5 protein-coding genes are annotated in these 17,041 nt (G+C 70.6%); 1 reads left to right on the forward strand and 4 read right to left on the reverse strand.

Annotation, left to right across the window (positions count from 1 at the left end):
- Positions 1-25 precede the first annotated feature (25 nt).
- On the forward strand, positions 26-361 hold the full coding sequence (locus tag JK358_RS05145) for an RNA polymerase-binding protein RbpA (RefSeq protein ID WP_201944214.1): 336 nt from the start codon (positions 26-28) through the stop codon (positions 359-361).
- A gap of 174 nt (positions 362-535) precedes the next feature.
- Here JK358_RS05145 and JK358_RS05150 read toward each other — a convergent pair whose 3' ends face one another.
- The 4 genes from JK358_RS05150 to JK358_RS05165 form a co-directional block, all read right to left on the reverse strand.
- Positions 536-1,390 (reverse strand): thioesterase family protein, encoded by an 855-nt coding sequence (locus JK358_RS05150; RefSeq protein WP_307817309.1) that lies wholly within the window; start codon positions 1,388-1,390, stop codon positions 536-538.
- 41 nt (positions 1,391-1,431) lie between these two features.
- Entirely contained in the window at positions 1,432-2,229 is a 798-nt protein-coding gene (locus JK358_RS05155) for an ABC transporter permease (RefSeq protein ID WP_232850890.1), read from the reverse strand.
- 83 nt (positions 2,230-2,312) lie between these two features.
- Positions 2,313-3,299 carry an ATP-binding cassette domain-containing protein gene (locus JK358_RS05160; protein WP_201944219.1) on the reverse strand — a complete coding sequence of 329 codons (987 nt, stop codon included), beginning with the start codon at positions 3,297-3,299 and terminating at the stop codon, positions 2,313-2,315.
- Positions 3,296-17,041, reverse strand: coding sequence for a non-ribosomal peptide synthetase (locus tag JK358_RS05165; protein WP_201944222.1), 13,746 nt, complete (start codon positions 17,039-17,041; stop codon positions 3,296-3,298). The genes JK358_RS05160 and JK358_RS05165 overlap by 4 nt, the downstream gene beginning before the upstream one ends.

Raw genomic sequence — 17,041 nt, forward strand, 5'->3', positions numbered from 1 at the left:
CGACAGGCGAGAAGGGACCGCACTCATGGCAGATCGCGTACTCCGGGGCAGTCGGCTCGGAGCGGTGAGCTACGAGACCGACCGCGACCACGACCTGGCGCCGCGTCGGGTGGCGCGGTACCGCACGGACAACGGCGAGGAATTCGACGTGCCGTTCGCGGACGACGCCGAGATCCCGCCGACCTGGCTGTGCCGCAACGGCCAGGAGGGCATCCTCATCGAGGGCACCACGCAGGAGCCCAAGAAGGTCAAGCCCCCGCGCACCCACTGGGACATGCTGCTCGAGCGCCGCAGCAAGGAGGAGCTGGAAGAGCTGCTCCAGGAGCGCATGGAGCTGCTGAAGACCCGCCGCCGCGGCTAGCGGGTAGCCGCCCCGAACGATCGAGGCCCCCTCACCCTGGTGAGGGGGCCTCGTTGTTCGCGGGGAAGGTGGAGACCGCCGCAGCCCCCCGGACGAGGGCCCCTGCGGCCATGAAGGGGTGGCCCTGTCGAGACAAGGCTGGGGACCACGCCGGGTCAGGAGGTCTCGCGCTGCTCAGTCGCGGGGGCGGACTTCGAGGGTTTGCAGGGAGCGGCCGATCGCGCCTTGCTCGTCGAAGAGGACGGCCGAGCACAGGCCGAGGCCGTCGGGGCCGATGGAGGTGCCGACGTCGAGGCCGATCCAGTCGCCCTCGGGGGCGCGGTAGAGGTCGACGGTGAGGTCGGTGTTGAGGAAGGTGTAGTGGGCCGGGTCCAGTTGGGCACCAATGCCGTTCGCGATGTCGGCGACGGCCAGGGCGCGGACGAGGGGGGTCATCGGTTCGTCGTCGACGACGGTGGTGAGCGGGCGGACCCAGACTCGGCGGCCGCCGTGAACGGCCTTCAGCTCCACCGTCTTCACGTAGCCGACGTTCCAGGCGGGCGGGATCGGCGACGGCGCGGCCGAATCCTCCGGGTGGGTGGGCAGGGGCGCGTCGGCGGCGAGGGCGACGGCGGCGGTATCGGAGTTGGCGATGCGCCAGGCGCGGGCGGTGGCGACCACGCGGCGGGTGCCGTCGGGCTGGCGGGCCGCAAGTTCGGCGGCGACCATCTCGACTCGTTTGCCGGGGCGTTCGATCCAGGCGCGGACCTCGATCTCGGAGACCGGGATCGGGCCGAGGATCTCCATGGTGAGGCGGCCGATGCGGGTGCCCGCACGCGGCGCGCAGCGTTCGACGGCACGGGCCAGCAGCGCGGACGGGGGTGCGCCGTGCTGCATGGTGGGAGCCCACACGCTGACGGTCGACTCGGTCGCGAGGAAACGCTCGAACCCGTCGTCGGCGGGTTCGAGCGTCCGGAAATACGGCTCGATGACGGCTCGGTCGAGCACCGTCGGGTCGTCGGTCAGGGCCGCTTCGCTCACTCCGCTCACGGACCGAACCTACCAACCCGTTCGTTAGCCGTGAAAACGGTCTAGTGGCTGGCAACCTTCCGGTACTGCAGCAGGGCCAGCGGGACCGCCACGAGCAGGATACCGAGCGAGCACAGGATCGCGTACTCGACACAGTGCTCAGCGGGCCAGCCGTCCGCGAGGGTGAAGGTGGGCGGCGAATCATTGTCGAAGAGTTTGCGACCCGCCGCCGAGACCGCCGTGATGGGATTCCATTCGGCGATGGCGCGCAGCGGGCCGGGCAGTGACTCGCCGGAGATGAAGGCCGAGGAGATGAAGGTCAGCGGGAAAAGCCAGATGAGACCGGCACTCTGGGCCACCTCGACGCTGGGCGACATGAGGCCGGTGATCGCACCGACCCAGGACATGGCGAAGGCGAACAGCAGAATCACCGCGAAGGCGAGCACGGCGTCGGCGATGGAGCCGTTGATGCGCCAGCCGACCACATAGCCGCACGCCACCATGACGGCCAGCGCGAGAATATTCACCACGGTGTCGGACAGCGTGCGGCCCATGAGCACCGCCAGCCGCGACATGGGCAGCGTCCGCATTCGGTCGATGATGCCCTTGTGCAGATCATTGGCCAGGCCGACCGTGGTGAACGCCGCGTTGAAAGCGACTGTCTGCGTGAAGATTCCGGCGAGCAGGAACTCCCGGTACTGACTGCCGCCCAGTGACGCGCCGAAGATGTAGGCGAACAGGAACACGAACATGAGCGGCTGGATGGTGGCGGTCACCAGCAGGGTGGGCACGCGCAGGATGGTGAGCAGGTTGCGGTAGGCCACGATGGCGCTGTCGCGGATCACGCGCGGTAGCACCATCCAGGGGCCGTCGGTCGCGCGGTGGCGTCCGTGGGCTTCCGCCGCCGGAGCCTGCGCGGCGGTGTCGGCGGCGGGTGCGGTCGTCACGACAGGATCTCCTCTTGCAGTTCGGCGGGCGCGGGCTCCGGCTTCTTGCGTTCGCCGGGTTTGCCGGTGAGGGAAAGGAATACGTCGTCGAGCGAGGGGCGATGCACTTCGGCGTCGACCACGCAGACACCGGCGTCGTCGAGGCGGCGCAGCGCTTCGACCATGGTGCGGGTGCCGTCGCCGACGACAATGGTGATCTGGTCGGCGTCGACGCCGGGTTCGCCGATGCCGATGCCGGACAGCACCTGCAGAGCGGGTGTGGGGTCCTGGCCGGTGGCGAGGGTGACGGTGAGTTTGTCGCCGCCGATGGAGGTCTTGAGTTCGTCGGCCGAGCCGCGGGCGATGACCCGCCCGCGGTCGATGACGGTGATGCGGTCGGCGAGGAGGTCGGCCTCCTCGAGGTACTGGGTGGTGAGCAGCACGGTGGTGCCGTCGTCGACGAGTTCGCCGATGACCCGCCACATGTCGAGGCGGCCGCGCGGGTCGAGGCCGGTGGTCGGCTCGTCGAGCACCACCACCGGCGGACGGCAGACCAGTGCCCCGGCGAGGTCGAGTCGCCGGGCCATACCGCCGGAGTAGGTGCCCGCCCGCCGCCCGGCCGCATGTTCGAGGCCGAGGGCGCTGAGCAGTTCGTCGGCGCGGTCGGTGGCTCGTTTCGGCGTCATGCCGTAGAGCCGGGCCACCATGCGCAGGTTCTCGAAGCCGGACAGGTTGGCGTCCACCGCCGCGTACTGCCCGGACAGGCCGAGCCGGGTGCGGGCGCGCGCCGGCTCCTTCAGTACGTCCACCCCCGCCACCCGGACGGTGCCGGAGCTCGGGCGTAGCAGCGTGGTGACGATGCGCACCGTCGTGGTCTTGCCCGCGCCGTTGGGCCCGAGTAACCCCATGACCGTGCCGGACGGGATCTCGAGGTCGATCCCGTCGAGTACCCGGACTTTGCCGTAGTACTTGACCAGACCGGCGACCTCCACCGCGAGACTCATCGGCTTTCCTCCCCCTCGTGGCGAGTTGCGTTGGCCGCCAGGTGGTCTCGCAGGACCGGCCCGATGACCGACAGCGATTCGGGTGTGGTCATGCCGGAGTGACGGCAGCGCACGAGCTGTTCGTGCACCGCGCCCTCGACATGCGGTTCCCAGGCCGCCGCGCAGCGGTCGGGATGGGCCAGGTTGATCTCGTCCTCGGCGGCGGTGAAGAAGAGCAGGTCGCCGTGGAAGGTGCGGGGCCGGAAGCCGTGCGCGAGCATGACGCCGTTGCTCATGCCGACGTAGAGCCGCTGCATATGCTCGACGGTGAGCGCCGCGAACGGTCCGGGCCGGTTGCGCAGCAGTTCGGCCGCCTCCTGCAGGTTCATCCGCGGGTCGATCTCGGTATCGCCGCCGAGCAGGTCGCTGCCGAATTCGCCGACGATATCGGCGACCGACGGGAGACCGTGTTCGAGCAGTTCGTCGGAGAGCTGGAAGCTGTCCATGAGCCCGAGCAGCGCGACCTCTTCACCCGCGTCCTGCAGCTGGCAGGCCATCTCGTAGGCGATGAGCCCGCCCAGCGACCAGCCCAGCAGATGGTACGGCCCGTGCGGCTGCACCGACTTCAGTTCCGCCACATAGGCTTTCGCGGCGTCGGCGACGGAGTTGTGGCTCTCCTCGCCGTTCACGTGCGGGGCCTGCAGACCGTACACCGGCTGCTCGTGCGGCAGCTGGGACAGCAGTCCGGCGAAGCACCACGCCAGGCCGATGGCCGGATGCACGCAGAACAGCGGCGGCACAGTCGATTCCGGCGCCGAGCGCAGCGGAATGATCGGGCCGAGCGCCGCGGCCAGCGCCGCCCCCGCATCGCCCTTGGCGTCGGCGAGGCGACGGGCGATGGCGGCCGGGGTGGAGTCGCCGAACATGGCCTGCACCGGCAGGTCGATGCCGGCGGTCCGCAGCTGCGCCACCACCTTGGTGGCGAGCAGCGAGTTGCCGCCGAGTTCGAAGAACCCGTCGTCCGCGCCGACCTGTTCGATGCCGAGCACGTCGGCGAAGGCGGTGCACAGCGCCTCCTCCACCGGCGTGGACGGCGCACGGTAGCCCTCGCGGGCCGCGAACACCGGTTCCGGCAGCGCTTTTCGATCCAGCTTGCCCACCGGGGACAGCGGCACGAAGTCGAGCAGCATGATCGACTGCGGCACCATGTAGTTCGGCACCAGTTCGGCCACGTGCGCGGTCAGTTCGGCCACACTCGGCGCGGTGCCGGTGCGCGGCTTCACATACGACACCAGCGCCGTGGTTCCGGCGGCGGTCCGATGCCCGATGGTGGTGGCGAACTCCACCGCGGCGTGCTTGGCCAGCGCCGCGTCGATCTCACCGAGTTCGATGCGGAAGCCGCGGATCTTGACCTGATGGTCGGTGCGGCCCACGTATTCGAGATCCCGTGCGCGCCCGCCCCTTTCGATCCAGCGGACCAGGTCGCCGGTGCGGTACATGCGCTCGCCGGGCTTGCCGAACGGGTTGGCCACGAACCGCTGCGCGGTGAGACCGGGCCGCCGCAGGTAGCCGCGCGCCAGCGCCGCGCCGGCCAGATGCAGTTCACCGGTGACCCCGCCCGGGGTCGGGTGCAGGCGGCCGTCGAGCACGCTCGCGCCGACACCGCGGATGGGCCCGCCGATGGTGATGTGCCCGCCGGGGGTCATGGGCTGCGAAATCACCGTGACGATGGTGGTTTCGGTGGGTCCGTACACGTTGTAGAGCTTGCGGCCGGGCGCCCAGCGGGTGACCAGGTCCGGCGGCAGCGCCTCGCCGCCGACCAGCACGTGCCGCATGGCGGTGATGCCGGTCGGGTCGACGGTGCCCAGGGCGGAGGTGGTGATGAAGGCGTGCGTGATGCCCTCGTCCTGGAACACCCGGCCGAGCTCGTCACCGCCGACCACCCCGGGCGGGGTGATGACGAGGGTGGCCGCGCCGCCGAGCGCGAACAGGATGTCGAGCATGGCGGCGTCGAAACTCGGTGTGGCGAAATGCAGGATGCGGCAGCCGGGGCCGACGTCGAAGCGCTGCGCGGTCTCGGCGGCGAAGTTGGACAGGCCGCCGTGCGTGACGACCACGCCCTTGGGAATGCCCGTGGAGCCGGACGTGTAGATCACGTACGCGGGATTCTCCATGCGCAGCGGCACGATGCGCTCGTCGTCGGTGATCGGCGCGTCCGTGGTGTTGAGCACCCGCCGCCGGAACGACGGCGCGTCCAGCACGGTCCAGTTGGCCCCGTCGGGCATGCGCTCGCGGTACATGGAGAGCGTGATGCCCACGGCCGCACCGGAATCCAGCAGCATATGGCTGATGCGCTGTTCCGGGTAGGTCGGATCGACGGGGACGAAGGCCGCGCCGGCCTTGGCGATGGCCAGCATGACCGCCACGGACTCGGCCGAGCGCGGAATACCCATGGCGACCAGGGTTTCCGGGCCGACCCCGTAGCTGATCAGGACGCGCGCCAGTCGGTTGGTCCACCGGTCGAGGGCGTCGTAGGAGATCTGGGTGCCCGCCGACCGCACCGCGATGGCCTGCCGGTTGAGGTTGGCGGCGGCCTCGAACACCTCCGGGAAGGTGATGGGCAGCCCGGGTTCGGCCCCGCGCACCGGTGCGAGCGCCGACCACTCCTTGGCGTCCAGGAGTTCCAGATCGCCCACGGCGGTGGCCGGATTGGCGGCCGCGGCCCCGAGCAGGCGCACGAACCGCTGCGCCAGCCGCTGGGCGGTGTCCTCGTCGAACAGGTCGGCAGCGTAGTTGACCGCGACGCTGATGCCGTCGGGTTCCCGTGTGCCCGTCCAGGATTCGGTGAGGGTGAACTGCAGATCGAACTTGGCGATGCCGGGGTCGGCGTCCTCTCCTTCGATGCGCATTCCGGGCAGTTCGAGCACGCGCAGCGGCTGGTTCTGCACCGACAGCATGACCTGGAACATCGGGTGGTGCGCCTGCGAGCGCGCCGGATTGAGCACCTCGACGAGCCGCTCGAACGGGACGTCGGCGTGCGCGAAGGCCTCCAGGTCGGTGTCGCGCACCGCGCGCAGCAGATCGCCGAAGGCGGCGTTGCCGTCGATGCCGGTGCGCAGCACCAGGGTTCCGACGAACATGCCGATCATCCGGTCGAGGGCGGGATGCCCGCGCCCGGCGATGGGCGTGCCCACGGTGACATCGTCGGCGGCGGTGAGCCGGTGCAGCAGCGCCACCAGCGCGGCGTGCAGCACCATGAACATGGTGACGCCGTGTTCGGCGGCCAGCACCCGCAATTCGCGATGGGTGAAGGCGTCGAGCTCGCACACCACGGTGCCGCCCCGATAGCTGGGCACCGGCGGGCGCGGCCGGTCGGCCGGCACGGCGAGCAGTTCCGGACTGCCGTCGAGGGCGCGCCGCCAGTAGTCGAGCTGACCGCTGATGACCGATTCCGGATCGTCCTCGCGGCCCAGCACATCCTGCTGCCACAGCGTGTAATCGGCGTACTGGATGGGCAGTTCGGGCCATTCCGGCTGCCGTCCGGCACTGTGCGCCCGGTAGGCGGCGGCCACATCGGCGGCCAGCGGCTGCAGCGACCAGCCGTCCATGGCGATGTGGTGCACCACCAGCACGAGCATGTGCTCCTCGGCCTCGGCGTCGGTGAGCCGCAGCAGGACCGCGCGCAGCGGGGCCGTGGTGCTGAGGTCGAAGCCGGTGGACGCGAGCCGCCGCACCTCACCCTCCACCTCGGCGGAGGTGACGGTGCGCAGCGGAATGGTGGCCACGGCGTCCTCGGGGGCCAGCACGTGCTGGTACGGTTCGCCGTTCACCTCGGGGAAGACGGTGCGCAGCGTCTCGTGCCGGACCTGGACCGCGTGCAGCGCCGCCCGCAGCGCGGGGACGTTCAGTGCGCCGCGCAGGCGCAGCGCCACCGGAATGTTGTACGCGCCGGAGGCTTCCCCGGTGTCGCCGGAGGCGTTGAACTTCTCCAGGAACCACAGTCGCCGCTGGGCCGCCGAGAGCGGGGTGTGCTCGGGGCGGGTGCGCTTGCGGGGTTCCGGGCGCAGTTCGGCCGAGGCGGTGCCGGTGTCGAGCGCGGCGGCGAGCCCGGCCACCGTGGGTGCGGCGAAAACGGACCGCACCTCGAGCCGCACGCCGGTGGCGGCGGCCAGACGGGCCACCAATTGCGTTGCCAGCAGCGAGTTTCCGCCGACCTCGAAGAAGCTGTCGTCGGCCCCGAGGGATTGCGCCCCGACCAGATCGCCCATGACCTCGGCGACCAGGATCTCGGTGTCGGTCTGCGGATCCCGGGAGATGGCCGCGGCGACCAGCTGCGGCTGCGGCAGGGCGTCGCGGTCGAGTTTGCCGACGGGGGTCAGCGGGATCCGGTCGAGCACCGTGAAGCTGCTCGGAACCATGTGCGCGGGCAGGTGTTTCGCGCAGTGCTCGCGCAGCGCCTCGCTGTTCAGCAGCTCCGAGCCCAGGGCGGGCGCGGGTGCGGCGGCGATGGCGGCGGCGGCCTCGGCGGTGACGGCCCGGAAGGTGCCGGTGGTCGTGGCCGAGGTCGGCTGCACATAGGACACGATGCGCGGGGTGCCCGCGATCTCGCGAACCTCGGTGTGCGCGAAGCGGATCGAGGAGTGCGCGGTGAGCACCGCGTCGATCTCGCCCAGTTCGATGCGGAAGCCGCGCACCTTCACCTGGTGGTCGCTGCGGCCCAGGTAGAACAGTTCGCCGTTGGCCGTCCACCTCACCACGTCGCCGGTGCGGTACATGCGCGAGCCCTCGGGACCGTACGGGTCGGCCACGAAGCGGGCGGCGGTGAGGCCGAGGCGATCGAAATAGCCACGCGCCGAACCCTGTCCGCCCACGTACAGCTCGCCGGGCACGCCGACCGGGACGGGCCGCAGCCGCTCGTCGAGGACCAGCGCCCGCGCACCGCGCACCAGGGTGCCGATGGTGACCGGCTCCCCCACCGTGAGCAGCGCCATGGTGACCACGACGGTGGTCTCGGTGGGCCCGTAGCCGTTGAACATCATGCGGCTGGGCGCCCAGCGCGCCACCAGTTCCGGTCCGCATGCCTCGCCGCCGACGGTGACCGCGCGCAGATGCGGCAGTGCCCAGGTGTCGCGGTCGATGGTGGCCAGCGCGGCCGGGGTCAGGAAGGTGTGGCTGATCTGTTCGCGATCCATGAGCGCGGCCAGTTCGTCGCCGCCGTAGATGTCGGGCGGCACGATGACCATGGTCGCGCCGGAACCGACGGCCAGCAGCAGATCGAAGATGGCGGCGTCGAAGCTGGGCGAGGAGAAGTGCATGGTGCGCGAATCCCGATCGACGCGCATGCGCTCGCGCACCTCGTCGGCGAAATTGGACAGACCGCCGTGGGTGACGGCCACGCCCTTGGGTTTTCCGGTGGAGCCCGAGGTGTAGATGACGTAGGCCAGATCGGCCGTCCACAGCGTGGCGGTGCGGTCGGCGTCGGTGAGCGGGGCGTCGTCGAGCACCTCGAGTTCGTCGAGGAGTTCGGCGTCGTCGAGCAGCAGCCATTCGATCTCGTGGCCGCCGGCCGCCTCGTGCAGCCGCCCGGCGTGCTCGCTCATGCTGACGCCGACCCGGGAACCGGAGTCGGTGAGCATGTGCCGCACGCGATCGGCGGGATAGTTCGGGTCGACCGGCACGAAGGCCGCACCGGATTTGGCGACCGCCAGCATGGACAGCACCGATTCCACCGACCGCGAGAGTCCGAGGGCGACCCGGTGGCCCGGGCCGAGCCCACGCCCGATGAGGGCGCGCGCCAACCGGTTCGAGTACACGTCGGCCTCGAGGTAGGTCAGCTCCGCCTCGCCCGAGCGCAGGAAGATGCGATCGGCGTTGAGGTGCGCGGTGGCGGCGAAGTACGCGGCGAGGCTGCACTGCGGTTCCGGCGCGGGGCCCCAGGCGGGGGTGAGCAGTTCGCGTTCGGCGTCGGTGCGGGCGTCGATATCGCGGATGCGGACGCGCGGGTCGGCGGTGACGGCGTCGAAGACGCGAATCAACCGGTCGGCCAGCGTCTGGACCGTCCGCTGTTCGAAAAGCTCGGCGGCGTAGACGAATTCGAAGACCCGGTCGGCGCTGTCGACACCGGGCAGCACGCGCAGTTCGAGATCGAACTTGGCGAGCGCGATATCGAGTTCCTCGGCCTGCAGGGCCAGACCGGGCAGTTGCAGCGCGGGCAGCGGCGTGTCCTGCACGGTCAGCGCGACCTGCAGCAGCGGCCGCATCCCGCCCGCGCCGCCGCCGATCTCCTCCACCACGCGTTCGAACGGCACCTCGGCATGCGCCATGGCGGCCAGTTCGGTGTCGCGGTCGGCCTGCAGCAGTTCGGCGAAGCTGCGGTCGGGGTCCACGTCCGAGCGCAGGATCAGCGTGTTGACGAACATGCCGACGAGTTCGTCCAGGCGGGTGTCACCGCGTCCGGCCACGGGGGTGCCGATGACGATGTCGCGGCCGCCGGTGACCACGCGCAGCAGCACCGCCAGCGCCGAGCGCACCATCATGAACAGCGAAACCCCGTGGGCGCGGCCTATTTCGGCGAGCCTGCGCTGCACCTCCTCGGGCACCTCGAAGCGCACCGCACCGGCTCGCTGGGTGGCCTCGACCGGACGCGGCCGGTCGTAGGGCAGCGGCAGTTCCTCGGGCAGGTCGGCCAGCGCGTGCCGCCAGTAGGCGAGCTGCAGCGCGGCCGAGCTCTCCGGATCGCTTTCCTGGCCCAGGCATTCGCGCTGCCACAGGCTGAAGTCGGCGTACTGCACGGGCAGTGGCGTCCAGGTGGGGGCCACTCCCCCGGTGCGGGCGGTGTAGGCGACCGCGAGATCGCGGGTGAGCGGGCCCAGCGACCAGCCGTCGGCGGCGATGTGGTGCAGCGCGATGCCGAGCAGGTGGCGGCGATTCCCGGTGCGCAGCAGCGACATTCGCAGCGGGATCTCACGGGTGAGGTCGAAGCCGCGCCGGGCCAGGGACCGCAGTGCGGTGCGCGCGCCCACGTCGTCGGATTCGACGGGCTCGAGCACCGGCAGGCAACGGGCGGTGTCGAGCACCTGCTGATAAGCCCCCTGCTCGTCCTCGGGGAAGACGGTGCGCAGCACTTCGTGCCGCTCCACCAGGTCGGCGAGAGCGGACCGCAATGCTTCCACGTCCGGATCGCCGTCGATCCGCAGCACGAAAGCAATGTTGTAGGCGCTGGATTCGGGAGAATATCTGTTGAGGAACCACAGTCGCTGCTGCGGCAGTGACAGTGGAAGGCGCTCCGGACGCGGGGTGTGTACCGCCAGCGCCGCCCTGTGCGTCCGGGGCGCTTCCGCCAGTCGCGCGGCCACGCCCGCCACCGTGGGCGCTTCGAAGATGGCCCGCACCGGCAGCTCCACCCCGAATTCGGTGTGCAGTGCGGCGGTGAGCCGGGTGGCCAGCAGCGAGTTGCCGCCGACCTCGAAGAAGTTGTCCTCCGCGCCGTGCACGGGGGTGCCGAGCACCGCGCCGAAGACCTGTGCGACCTGCTTCTCCAGCTCGGTTTCCGGGGCGCGCGAGGGTGCGACGGAGACGAAATCCGGTGCGGGCAGGGCTTTACGGTCCAGTTTGCCGGACGGGGTGACGGGCAGGTTCTCGAGGACGGTGAGCGCCGAGGGCACCATGTACCCGGGCAGCCGGCCGCGCGCGGTGTCGAGCACGGCGGCGGTCTCGAGGTCGGTGTCCGCCGTCAGATACGCGACCAGGCGCGGGATGCCGCGCTCGTCGTGGTGCACCACGGTGAGCGCGAAGGTGACGCCCGGATGCGACTTCAGCACGTGGTCGATCTCGCGCAGTTCGATGCGGAAGCCGCGGATCTTGATCTGATCGTCGGCGCGGCCCAGGAAGCGCAGCTGCCCGGCGCCGTCGGCAACCACGAGATCGCCGGTGCGGTACATGCGTTCGCCCTTGCGGCCGTGCGGATTCGCCGGGAAGGCCTGGGCGGTGAGTCCGTGCCTGCCGAGGTAGCCGCGTGCGAGGCCCGGTCCCGACAGATACAGCTCACCCGCGACGCCGGGAGGCACCGGATGCAGACGGCCGTCGAGGACGAACAGCCGCATACCGCGCACCGGCAGGCCGATGGGCACCGGCTGGCCCGCGATCATGGGGCCGGTGGCCGTCGCGGCGACCGTGGCCTCGGACGGGCCGTACATATTGTGCATGCGGCGTGCGCCGCCCGCGGCGGGCCGCGACTCGGATGCAGTGGCCGAACGTGATTCGGGATCGGTCCACACCCGGACCAGATCCTCCGGGCAGGCCTCGCCGCCGACGATGACGGCTTCCAGGTCGGGCAGGTCGTCGGCGGGCACGGTGCCCAGCGCGGCCGGGGTGACGAAGGCATGGGTCACCCGTTCCTCGCGCAGCAGCTGGGCGAGTTCGCTGCCGCCGAAGATGCCGGCGGGCGCGACCACGATGGTGGCCCCGGCCGCGAAGCCGAGCAGCAGTTCCAGCACCGAGGCGTCGAAGCTCGGCGACGAGAAGTGCAGTGTGCGTGCGGCATCGGTGACCTTGAACAGATGCATCTGCTCGTGGGCGAGGGAGGCCAGGCCCGCATTGGTGACCACCACGGCCTTGGGTTTGCCGGTGGAGCCGGAGGTGTAGATGAGGTAGGCCGGGCCGGACACCCGCAGCGGGTGGTGCCGGTCGGCATCGGTGAGCGGGGTCTGCGGGAACTGCGCGCATTCCGCGGCCAGTTCCTTCGAGCCGAGCAGCAGCCAGTCCACATAGCTCTTGCGGTGCCGCCCACGGCTTCCCGGCCAATCCGGCATATCGCCGCGGCGTTCGGCATTGGTGAGGCCGAGCATGGCGCCCGAGTCGGCGAGCATGTGCGCGATGCGATCCGACGGGTAGTCCGGGTCGATCGGCACATAGGCCGCACCGGTTTTCGCGACCGACCACACCGCGAGCACCGACTCCAGGCTGCGCGGCAGCGCCACGGCCACCACGACCTCCGGGCCCGCGCCGTGCTCGATGAGCACGCGCGCCAACCGGTTCGAGCGTTCGTCGAGTTCCCGATAGGTGGTGTCGGTGCCGAGGTAGCGCACGGCCACCGCGTCCGGCACCCGTTCGGCGGTGTCGGTGAGCAGGCGCGCCAGGGTGATGGACGGTTCGCCCGGGGAGCCCATGATGGGCACCAGCTTCGCGGTCTCGCGGGTATCCAGAATCGGCAGATCGCCGACCGGGACGGCCGGGTCGGCGACCGCGGCGGACAGGATCGCGCCGAAGCGGCGGGCGATGGCCTCCACCGTGGCGTGGTCGAAAACGTCCGCGGCATAGCCGAACTCGGCCATGAGCGGAGCGTCCTCGGCGGCCGCGCCGACGGGTTCGTGCACGGTCAGCTGCAGGTCGAACTTGGCGATGTCGACGGCCATGGGCAGCACGGCGGCGTCCACGCCGGGCAGGTCGATGCTCAGTTCCGGGCTGCTGTCGTAGGACAGCATCACCTGGAACAGCGGGTGCCGGGCGGCGGACCGCTCCGGGTTCACGACCTCCACGAGCCGTTCGAACGGCACGTCGGCGTTGGCGAAGGCGTTGAGGTCGGTGTCGCGGACCTCGGCCAGCATGCGATCGAATCCGGCGGCCGGATCGACGCGGGTGCGCAGCACGAGCGTATTGACGAACATGCCGACCAGATCGTCGAGCGCCGGATCGCTGCGCCCGGCGATGGGCGTGCCGATGCTGATATCGGTCGTATTGCACAGGCGCGCAAGCAATGCCGCGAGCGCCGCGTGCAACACCATGAAGGTGCTGACCCCGCGCTCGGCCGCCAGGGCGGCGAGGGCGCGGCGGATCTCGGCCGGAATCGGGAATTCCACCCGTCCGCCGTCGGTGGAGCGCTGCCGCGGGCGCGGGCGATCCAGCGGCAGATCCAGTTGATCGGGCAGATCCGCGAGGGCGGCCCGCCAGTAGGCCAGCTGCCGGGACAGCGCACTGGCCGGGTCGGCCTCGTCACCCAGCAGTTCCCGCTGCCACAGCGCGAAATCGGCGTACTGCACCGGCAGCGGCGTCCACGCCGGGGCCGCACCCGCGTGCCGGGCGGCGACCGCGGTCATGATGTCGCGGGTCAGCGGTGCGATGGACCAGCCGTCGCCGCTGATGTGGTGCAGCACCACCAGGAATACGTGGCGGTCGGGCCCGGTGGCGTAGAGCGCCACCCGGATCGGGGCCTGGCTGCGCAGATCGAATCCGTAGCCCGCGAATTCGCCCGCGAGCGCGAGCACATCAGCGTCGGTGGCGTCGATGGGATCGAGGGTGAGCGGGATCTCCGAGGCCGGGTGCACGCGCTGGCCCGGCCCCTCGGGACCGTCCGGGAAGATGGTGCGCAGGCTCTCGTGCCGCTCCAGTACGTCGACGAGCCCGGCGCGCAGGGCCGGAATATCCAGGGGCCCGGTCAATTCCACCGCGAGCGGCATGTTGTAGGCGGCGGCGTGTTCGGCGAACCGGTTGAGGATCCACAGCCGCTGCTGGGCCAGCGACAACGGAACATGCTGCGGCCGGGTGCCCGCCTGCAGTTTCGGCTGGGCGTGCTCGGCCTGCGGGGTGGCCAGGCGGGCGGCCAGTGCGGTGACGGTGGCGGATTCGAACAGATCGCGAATGGTGAGGGCCGCGCCGAGCGCGGTGTTCACCCGTGCCACGGCCCGCGCGGCGCTGAGCGAGTTGCCGCCGAGGTCGAAGAAGCTGTCCTGCACGCTGATTCCGTCGACGCCGAGGACCTCGGCGAAGATACCGGTGAGCTGCCGTTCCACCTCGGTGCGCGGTTCCACGGCCGGGCGGGCCGGGCGGCGCGTGACGGTACCGGGATCGGGCAGCGCCTTGCGGTCGACCTTGCCGTTGGCGCTGAGCGGTAGTTCGTCGAGCACCATGATCATCGACGGCACCATGTAGCTGGGCAGCATATGCCGCAGGCCGGCGGCCAGGTCGGCGCCCTCGAGCACGGCGACGCCGGGGGCGGCCACCGCGTAGCCGATGAGCTCGTCGCCGCCGTGGCCGCGATGGGCCACGCAGACCGCGCGGGCGACCCGCTCGTCGGCCAGCAGGGCGGCCTCGATCTCGCCGAGTTCGATGCGCAGCCCGCGGATCTTGACCTGGAAGTCGCTGCGGCCCAGGTATTCCAGCACGCCGGAGCGGCCGCCGCGCCAGCGCACCAGATCGCCGGTGCGGTACATGCGGGCGCCGGGGGTGAACGGGTTGGCGACGAAACGGTCGGCGCTCAGGCCGGGGCGGCCCAGATAGCCGCGGGCCAGCTGCACGCCCGCGAGATAGAGCTCACCCACGACGCCGGGGGCGACCGGTTGCAGGCGCGCGTCCAGGACGTAGGTGCGGGTGTTCCAGATCGGCGCGCCGATGGGCACATCCGTGGCGCCGGGGGTGCAGTGCCAGGCGGTGACGTCGACGGCGGCCTCGGTGGGGCCGTAGAGGTTGTGCAGTTGCGGTGCGTCCGGACCGGTTCCGAGTGCGGCGTGGAATTCGGCCACGGTGGCGGCGGGCAGCGCCTCACCGGAGGTGAAGACGCGGGTCAGCCCGGTGCAGCCGCGCACATCGGTGTCGGTGAGGAAGACCGACAGCATGGACGGCACGAAATGCGCGGTGGTGACGGCCTGCTCGGCGATGACCCGCGCCAGGTAGCCGGGATCGCGGTGCCCATCCGGCACGGCGATGACCAGCCGCGCCCCGATCTGCAAGGGCCAGAAGAACTCCCACACGGAGACGTCGAAGGTGGCGGGGGTCTTCTGCAGCACCACATCGGTGCTGTCGAGCGGGTAGGCGTGCTGCATCCAGCGCAGCCGGTTCACGATCGCCGCGTGGCTGACGCCCACGCCCTTGGGCTTGCCGGTGGAGCCGGAGGTAAAGATGACGTAGGCCAGGTGATCGGCACGCAGCGGGACGAGGCGGTCGGCGTCGGTGACCGGACGGCCGGAGCGCTGCGACAGGTCCGCGGTGTCGATATCGAATCGGGCTGCGGCGGCGGGCAGTTCGAGCGCGTCTCTACCGGCGGTGAGTACGCACAGCGGCCGCGCCTGGCTCAGGATCTGCTCGATGCGCTCGGCGGGGTGATCGGGATCGAGCGGGAGGTAGGCCGCGCCCGCCTTCACGATGGCGTACATGCCGACGAGCAGGTCCAGACTGCGCCGGATGGCCAGGCCGACCACGGTGTCGGGCCCCGCGCCGCGGGCGATGAGCTCGCGGGCCAGGCGGTTGGCGCGCTCGTCGAAGGCGGCGTAGGTCAGTGTCTCGCCGTCGAATTCGAGGGCCGTGCGGCTCGGGCACATGGCGGCGCGGTCGGCGAACAGGCCGGGCAGGGTGCCCTCCTGCTTGGCGACCTGGGTCGAATTCCATTCGTGCAGCACGCGTTCGCGCTCGAGATCGGTGAGCACGGGCAGATCGCCGACGGCGGCCTGCGGGTCGGCGCTGACGAAGCGGCGCAGGAAGTCGAGGAACCGGCCGTGGTGCATGGTCAGTTCACCGTCGCCGTAGAGCGACGGGTTGGCCTCGAAATCGATGTGGGTGCGGTTGCCGACGCCGTTGTAGAGGTTGATCGACAGATCCTCCACCGGGCCGGTGGAGAGCACGTTGATGGAGCCGACCAGGCTGCCGAACTTCAGCTCGCTGTGGAAGAGCATGAGGTTGACCATCGGGCCGAAGAAACCGCGCGAATCGCGCGAATAGCCGGAGTCGCTGCGGATGTCGGCGCTGCGGTAGCGCTGATGGCGCAGCGCGCCGGTGATCTGCAACTCGACGGCGCGCACGGTGTCGGCCACCGACATCGCACCGTCGAACTGGACGCGGATGGGCACCACATTGGACACCACGCCGCCCGAACGCCGCAGCGCCACGGTGGTGCGCGCGGAGACGGGCAGGGACAGCACCACGTCCTGGGTGCCGGTGACCGAGCGGACGTAGCAGGCCAGGGCGGCCACGAACAGCGCGGAACTATTGCTGCCGAAGGTGGTCGCGGCGTCCTGGATGGCGGCTTCCACCTCGGGGGCGAGCACGGCGGTGGCGCAGCGGCGGCCGGCCTCGGTCTCCGAACCGGCCAGGCCCTGACTGGACAGGGTGATGGGTTCGCCCACGCCGGTGAGCTGCTCGCGCCAGTATTCGCCGTCGGCGCGGAAGCGGCTGGTCTCACGGTATTTCGTCTCGTCGGCATAGATGGCGGCCAACGGGGTGGCCCGGGTGACCACCGGCTCGGTCCGGTTCTCCAGGGCCGTATATATCTCGGCGGCGCGGGTGGTGCCGTTCATGGCGCCGTAGCCGTCGATGACGATGTGGTGGCCGCGGGTGTACCAGATCCAGTCCGAATCACCCGTCCGCAGCACCACATTGATGGTGAGCGGATCGTTCTCGATGTCGATGGGCGAGCTGGCGTGGTCGTTCATCCAGGCCAGGGCCGCGGCGCGCGGATCCGGTTCCGCGCGCAGGTCGATGCGGGCCCAGCCGGGCCGCCAGGTGGGGTCGACCACCTGGTGCGGGACGCCGTCGATTTCGAGCAGCCGGACGTGGCCGACCTCGGACTCCGAGCCGAATCGTTCGATGGCGTAGAGCAATCGGCCGACATCGAGATCGCCGTGGATCTCCACGTACTGCGCGATCGTGAGCGGAATGTCAGGCCTGATGCGTTGGGCGTACCAGAGTGCCGACTGCGCGGGAGAGAGCGCGAAAGGTTGAGCCGAGAATTCCCCCGAAGAACATTGGTCGACACGATCGGTGGCCAATGAACTCAT

Origin of the sequence: Nocardia acididurans (genome assembly GCF_016741815.1) — a bacterium.
Classification (GTDB): domain Bacteria; phylum Actinomycetota; class Actinomycetes; order Mycobacteriales; family Mycobacteriaceae; genus Nocardia; species Nocardia acididurans.

Coding starts and splice junctions, on each gene's coding strand:
- JK358_RS05155 (WP_232850890.1), bottom strand. CDS start 2,229: ATGGTGCTACCGCGCGTGATCCGCGACAGCGCCATCGTGGCCTACCGC.
- JK358_RS05145 (WP_201944214.1), top strand. CDS start 26: ATGGCAGATCGCGTACTCCGGGGCAGTCGGCTCGGAGCGGTGAGCTAC.
- JK358_RS05165 (WP_201944222.1), bottom strand. CDS start 17,041: ATGAGTTCATTGGCCACCGATCGTGTCGACCAATGTTCTTCGGGGGAA.
- JK358_RS05160 (WP_201944219.1), bottom strand. CDS start 3,299: ATGAGTCTCGCGGTGGAGGTCGCCGGTCTGGTCAAGTACTACGGCAAA.